This window comes from Colwellia sp. C1TZA3 (assembly GCF_007954265.1).
Classification (GTDB): Bacteria; Pseudomonadota; Gammaproteobacteria; order Enterobacterales; family Alteromonadaceae; genus Cognaticolwellia.
In genome coordinates this window covers 1-6,809 of sequence record NZ_VOLS01000096.1, presented here as the reverse complement: position 1 = coordinate 6,809, position 6,809 = coordinate 1, and the positions used below count along the sequence as shown (strand labels likewise).

Below are 6,809 nucleotides of genomic sequence, written 5' to 3'. Positions count from 1 at the left end.
ACTAGTTAAAATAGCTCAAGGCTGTGTTGCTCTCACTCCCAATAGCCAGCTATTGCTCAATCGAGCGCCTTACCTTGAGTTATTTTTCCTGCGCACAACAAGATCACAAACTTAATGGAACTGGTATAATACCAAGCTGATTAATTACCTGCTCATTTTTAATGGTTAAAATGAATAACTACAGCGTTATAAAATTTATAAGGTGAATAACTACTGACTAAATTTTATGCCTTGTATTTATCCATTTTTCCTCATGAAAAAGGTGATCACTTAATTAATCAAATTGCTATTACTATCTGTAAAAGCCATGTTGTAACTTTCGCTTAACTGTATAAATAACCAGTTTTAAATGCTAGGCTATCTAAAACATCAGCAGCCTTTGCCCTAAAGATAAGCCTTCACCTTGAAATTATATATCGCCGAAAAACCAAGCTTAGGTCGGGCAATTGCCGCCGCATTGCCAAAACCTCAAAAAAATCATCAAGGTTATATCGCCCTGGCCAATGGTGACGTAGTCAGTTGGTGTATTGGTCATATTCTTGAACAAGCGAATCCTGAAGATTATGATCCCGCATTTAAAAAATGGCAAATGGCCCATTTACCGATCGTACCAGAGCAATGGCAACTAAAACCTAAAGCACAAACTCGTTCACAACTGACCGTATTACGAAAACTGGTTAAGCAAGCAGATGAAATTATTCACGCTGGTGATCCTGACCGTGAAGGTCAATTGCTAGTTGATGAGGTTATAGACTTTTTTAAGGTATCAGCGAAGAAGAAGCAAAATACTAAGCGTTTGTTAATTAGCGACTTAAACTTACCCGCAGTGCAAAGATCGCTGGCTAACTTACAAAGTAATCAATTGTTTATGCCCTTATCAATTTCTGCTTTAGCGCGCTCAAGAGCAGATTGGCTGTATGGTATTAACTTGACGCGAGCTTATACCTTACAAGGGCAAAAAGCCGGTTTTAATAGCGTATTATCTGTGGGCAGGGTGCAAACGCCGATTTTAGGTTTAGTAGTGCGACGCCAACAAGAAATTGACCATTTTGTCGCGAAAGATTTTTATGATGTGCATGCGCATTTACAAACCAATAACCAAGCGCAATTCATTGCAAAGTGGCAACCCAGCGAGGCCTGCCAACCGCATATGGATGAAGAAGGCCGCGTGCTTAATCGAGCTTTAGCTGAAAACGTTGTCCGCCGTATTGACAATAAAACCGCTGAAGTTAGCTCCGTTGTCGAGCAGCAAAAAAAGCAAGCGGCGGCGTTACCTTATAGCTTATCAGCGCTGCAAATTGACGCGGCAAAAATATATTCATTGAATGCCAAATTGGTATTAGATGTCTGTCAGGCATTGTATGAAAAGCATAAGCTTGTCACTTACCCTCGCTCTGATTGTCGCTATTTACCGACTGAACATCATGCCCAAGCTAAAGGCATTATTGCTATGTTAGCCAGCGCTGATGAAGACTATGCTAAGTTTGCCCAAGGCGCTGATAGCTCATTAAAAAGTAAGGCTTGGAATAATACTAAAGTAACCGCTCATCATGCCATTATTCCAACCGAGAAGTCGGCGAACAAGTTGTCGTTAAACCCCTTTGAAAAGCAAGTTTATTTTCTTATTGTTCGGCAGTATTTAGCGCAATTTTATCCGCCATACCAATATAACCAGTGTCGGGTTGAGCTGCTAATTGCGGGTGGGAAATTCAGTGCTAATGCTAAAACCCCGATTGCTCAAGGTTGGAAGGTGTTATTTCAGCGTGCAAAAAATAAGCCTAACAACGCAGCGCAAGATAATGATGAGCAGCTTAATAATCAACTACTGCCAAAACTAGTTAAAGGCGAGCAAGTACTTTGTCGTCATGGCGAACTCATTAGCCGTATGACACAAGCGCCGAAGCAGTTTACAGATGCTAGCTTATTAAGCGCTATGACCGGCATTGCTAGGTTTGTCAGTGATAATGAGATAAAAAAACTTTTACGAGAAAACGATGGTTTAGGCACTGAAGCAACGCGTGCCGGTATTATCGATTTATTGTTTAAACGTGATTATTTGCAGCGCCAAGGCAAGAATATACATGCGACAGTTATTGGTACATCGCTAATTAACGCCTTACCTATTGCCGCGACCATGCCAGATATGACCGCGCATTGGGAAGCCACTCTCACCAATATTAGTGAGAAAAAAAGTCGTTATGAAGATTTAATCAGTCCTTTAACATCAACGATAGCCGAGATGATCAAGCAGTCTGAGCAGCAATCTTTTGCACAGTTACCCAAAGTGGCTTTTAAGCGAAAATCGAAAGCTAAAAAGTCCACAACATGGAAAAAAAAGCCAGCGAAGTAATAACTACAAAACGTCTATTAGAAGCGCCTAACAACTGTTGACTAGCAATGAATAAATAACGACTTCATAAAATCATAAAACACGTCAGTTTTTCGTGTTGTTAAACTATTTTGCGGGCGTAAAAACCACACTGGGGCATCACTCTGCGCCATCACTTTAGGCATAATTTCAATTAAAGAACCGTCATTTAACTCATTATTAATCGCTATTCTTGATTTGATAGCAATACCGTGACCTGCTATTGCGGCTTGCGTCATATTGTCTGAATTTGAAATAGTAAAACGTATTTTTGCATTAAAGCTCTTTATCTTGCCTTGCTTATCAAATAACTTTAATTGCCTTTGCCATGGTAAACACACCCAATAATGCTCGCCTAGTTGGGTTAAATTATTGGGCATGCCGTGTTTTTCAATATAGCTTGGCGCGGCACAAAGTATACGAGTGTTATTAACTAACTTACGCGAAAGTAAGCCTGAGTCATTTAGTTGCCCAACTCTTATGGCAACATCTTGAGCGTCATCAACGACATTAACAAAGTGATCTGTGATTAAAAAATCAAGTTTTAGATCAGGAAAAGCATCTTCAAATTGCGTCAGCTTTGGCATAACGTATTTGGAAAAAACCCAAGGCGGCATCGTTACTCTTAATAAACCATTTACAGCCAAACCGCGAGCGCCAATACTGTGTTCAGCATCATGTAGTGCTTCAATAATAGCGCCTACTCGAGTATAAAAAACTTCACCAGCTGGCGATAAACGCACTCTGCGGCTATCTCTAAATACTAAAACGGTTGAGAGTTCGCGTTCTAATTTACTTAATCGATGGCTGACCGTCGCGGGCGATAAACGTTGTTCACGCGCGGCGGCCAAAACACCTTTGTTTTCTACTACGGCAATAAAAGTTTCTAAATCGCTTATGTTATACATCACAGCGCCATTATGTGTTTTTCAATGTTTAATATTTTCGAATGAAGCTTTCAGTTTTGCAATGTTTATTTAAATAACTAAAACATTATAATGATGAAAAAGTTTAATTACCCAGGTTTTATCAATGAGTTTAAAAGCAAAAATAGACGCCTATAACGTGCAAAAAGATGCCAAATTACCGGCTGAAGTTTTAGCATTAATGAACACCACTAACGAAGAACTTATTGCCCAGCATGTTAGGGATAACGCCTTACAAGTTGGCCAAAAAGTTGAGGATTTCAGCCTCGTTAATCACCGTGGCAATACCGTAGAGTTAAGTAAGTTATTGGCCAATGGCCCGGTAATAATAAGCTTTTATCGAGGTGCTTGGTGCCCATACTGTAATTTAGAGTTAAAAGCATTGAATGATTATTTACCGCAATTTAAAGCGCAGAATGCTCAGTTAGTTGCTATTTCACCACAGTTGCCTGATGAAACATTATCAACCGCACAAAAGAATGAACTGGAATTTGATGTATTGTCAGATGTCAGCAATACCATCGCGAACCAGTTTGGCTTGTTATTTACGTTAGATGAGCGTATTCAAAGTTTATACAGCGGATTTGGTATTGATTTTGAAAAATATTACGGTGACAAAAGCTTTAAATTACCGCTGCCGGCGACTTATGTAATCAATCAAAACGGCATTATCACCTACGCATTTGTCAGTGAAGATTATACTTTACGTGCAGAACCTGAAGATATACTCACTAGCCTAAAATTGGAAAATATTTAATGTCAGCTTTACAATCACTCAAAACCCTTACGCTTTCACTGTTAGTAGGTGCAAGCCTTTTATCTGGAGTTACTATGGCTAATGAAACACCAAGTAAACCTAAAGTGCTCATTTTTGATGTAAATGAAACTCTGCTTGATTTGACCTCAATGCGAACCTCTATTGGTAAAGCGCTTGGCGGACGTGAAGATTTACTGCCACTTTGGTTTTCTACTATGTTACATCACTCGCTAGTTTCTACCGTAATGAATGATTACCACGATTTTGGTCAAATTGGTGTGGCTTCATTATTAATGGTGGCGCAAAACAACAATATTGAGATCACCAGCGAGCAAGCTAAAACCGCGATTATAACGCCACTTTTAACGCTACCACCGCATGGTGATGTAAAAGGTGCCTTGGCGAAATTAAAAGCACAAGGTTATAAGTTAGTCAGCCTAACCAATTCTTCAAATAAAGGTGTAAAAGCACAGTTTGAAAGTACAGGCTTAACGTCGTATTTTGATGAACGCTACAGTATTGAAGATATAAAAATTTATAAGCCAGATTTACGTGCTTATGAATGGGTATTGAAAAAGCTTAATGTAAAACCTGAAGAGGCGATGATGATAGCTGCACATGGCTGGGATGTAGCTGGCGCAAAAGAAGCAGGTCTGCAAACCACCTTTATTGCTCGCCCAGGTAAAGCGCTTTATCCATTGGCGAAAAAGCCTGACCACGTTGTGAAAGACTTAACTGAATTAGTCACTCTACTTAAGTAATCAGGACTATAATGTAAAACGAAGCAGCCAATATCAGAATAATATTGGCTGCTTTTTTAACTTATCTCAATGCCGTATTTTCTATGATGCTGAACAGAGATTTAGGATCATATAGTCGTTCACACTATTCATGGTTTCACGACATTCACACTTCTATCTATCTAAATCTCGATGTGCAAGCGTGATGATCTTTGTAAAAAAATCCAACGGGTACTAGAGTGTTTTGGGGCTAGCCATAAATACCTTAAAGGGTAATGGAGCCTCTAAAGCGCTATCGTCAATGGCTAAATGAGTGAAACCTGAATGCTCGAAAAAAGCACTTAATTGCTTGTTATTTAACTCATCTTCGGCTAAATTCATTGCTTGATAATAAGCTTTATTTTCTTCTGTTTCGCAATCTTGTGCATCCACAAATAAACTCATTGGCATACTAAGCACTGAGATTGATTGAACTTTACTGTAATGCTCGGCAATTTCTTTCAATAAAAACTTAGCAACTCCTTGCTTGCGAAATGCTGGCAAAACACTAATCGCTTCAATTAATATATGATCTTTGGCTTTAGCATCTACTTTTACTTGTAATTTTTCGACTAAATCAGCAGCAATATTTTGTTTTTTAAAAAACAAATTTAATGGTACTTCCCAGTCAGTAGCGTCGTGCTGGCTTAATAATTCATAACTTTCGTCAGCGCCACGGTGTTTATTTAAAGTAATTATTTCAATTTCTGCTTTGGCAATAACTTGGTTTTCGTCATTTTTGACATTAATTTCTTGTGCTAATTGCCAGTCAAAGGCACTTTTTATTGCTGGTTTATTAAATTCTATTGTTAAGTTCATCATATTTCAGTGCTTGGCTTAACGGTGATACATCACCGGGTAACAAGCGACTGCCTTAAGTGGTTGGCACAGTAAATTTAAGGCAAAATTTTTGCTATTACTGCAGACTTTATGCTCTGGCTTGTTTATACCACTAGTCTGTCTGTCATGCCAGAATTTGATTTTTAAGCGTAATACCAGTTCCATTAAGTTTGTGATCTTGTTGTACGCAGGAAAAATAACTCAAGGTAAGGCGCTCGATTGAGCAATAGCTGGCTATTGGGATTGAGAGCAACACAGCCTTGAGCTATTTTAACTAGTACAAGTGAGCAATAACTTAATGGGATTGGTATTAGTCAATGTGGGGCTAATGTTTAAAAAGTATTGTGCTTAGTTGTACTTGATAATTGGATCTTAAGCATATAATTTGAGCGCTTCTTAGTTGTTGCAGCATTAAGCTAATAATGAAAACCTTACGTTGCAGCCTAGATAGTCCTTTCTACTGCAAGGTAAATGCCTAACCACGCATCTAATATTAAGGCAATAAAGCCAAAATAGCTTTTAAATACGCCAAGCACTATTGAGGGCAATGTTTATATTGCCTACAATAGCGCACTTTTTATTTACTACAGGTCACCAAGATGAATGACACTAAATCGCTACCCGCTTTACCCGATCGCCTTTCGATTAATCCCCGTAGCCCACATCATGTGGCAGAAATTTTTGAGCATGATATTGGTATTATGCTCAACGGCAAAGACCGTTCAGATGTTGAAGAATATTGCATCAGTGAAGGCTGGGTAAAAGTCGCCACGCACAAAGCGCTGGACCGTCGCGGCCAACCGCTTTTGATGAAGGTAAAAGGCACAGTTGAAGCGTTTTATCGTTAATAACTATTAATGAAAAGTCGGCAACCTAGTTAGCCTCGTCCAAGAAATATTGCACGGGGCTTTTTATTATCTATGTCATTAAAATAGTAGAAACAGTAATTTGAAGTTCAGCTTACTGTTTTAAATTTTATATCTGCTGTTAAGCGCCACTAATTAACGAGGAATAATACCAGTTCCATTAAGTTTGTGATCTTGTTGTGCGCAGGAAAAATAACTCAAGGTAAGGCGCTCGATTGAGCAATAGCTGGCTATTGGGATTGAGAGCAACACAGCCTTGAGCTATTTTAACTA

General features: G+C 38.9%; 6 protein-coding genes. 4 read left to right on the top strand and 2 right to left on the bottom strand.

Annotated elements, in window-relative coordinates:
* Positions 1 to 403 precede the first annotated feature (403 nt).
* Complete coding sequence (locus ESZ39_RS16845) at positions 404 to 2,350, top strand: DNA topoisomerase III (protein ID WP_146881086.1); 1,947 nt, start codon at positions 404 to 406, stop codon at positions 2,348 to 2,350.
* A 41-nt stretch (positions 2,351 to 2,391) separates the two neighbouring features.
* Here the strand turns inward: ESZ39_RS16845 and ESZ39_RS16840 are convergent, their stop codons facing one another.
* Positions 2,392 to 3,276 (bottom strand): LysR family transcriptional regulator, encoded by an 885-nt coding sequence (locus tag ESZ39_RS16840; protein ID WP_146881085.1) that lies wholly within the window; start codon positions 3,274 to 3,276, stop codon positions 2,392 to 2,394.
* A gap of 124 nt (positions 3,277 to 3,400) precedes the next feature.
* On the opposite strand from ESZ39_RS16840, the gene ESZ39_RS16835 reads away from it, so the two are divergent.
* Together ESZ39_RS16835 and ESZ39_RS16830 are read left to right on the top strand one after the other, a co-directional pair.
* The gene (locus ESZ39_RS16835) at positions 3,401 to 4,051 is read left to right on the top strand and encodes a peroxiredoxin-like family protein (RefSeq protein WP_146881084.1); all 651 of its coding nucleotides are present in this window, start codon (positions 3,401 to 3,403) and stop codon (positions 4,049 to 4,051) included.
* Positions 4,051 to 4,812, top strand: coding sequence for a haloacid dehalogenase type II (locus ESZ39_RS16830; protein WP_146881083.1), 762 nt, complete (start codon positions 4,051 to 4,053; stop codon positions 4,810 to 4,812). The genes ESZ39_RS16835 and ESZ39_RS16830 overlap by 1 nt, the downstream gene beginning before the upstream one ends.
* A gap of 213 nt (positions 4,813 to 5,025) precedes the next feature.
* On the opposite strand, the gene ESZ39_RS16825 is transcribed toward ESZ39_RS16830, so the two are convergent.
* A complete protein-coding gene (locus ESZ39_RS16825; RefSeq protein ID WP_146881082.1) occupies positions 5,026 to 5,652 on the bottom strand; it encodes a GNAT family N-acetyltransferase in 627 nt (208 codons plus the stop codon).
* A 617-nt stretch (positions 5,653 to 6,269) separates the two neighbouring features.
* On the opposite strand from ESZ39_RS16825, the gene ESZ39_RS16820 reads away from it, so the two are divergent.
* Positions 6,270 to 6,518, top strand: a complete 249-nt coding sequence (locus ESZ39_RS16820) for a DUF3297 family protein (RefSeq protein ID WP_146881081.1) — start codon at positions 6,270 to 6,272, stop codon at positions 6,516 to 6,518.
* Positions 6,519 to 6,809 lie beyond the last annotated feature (291 nt).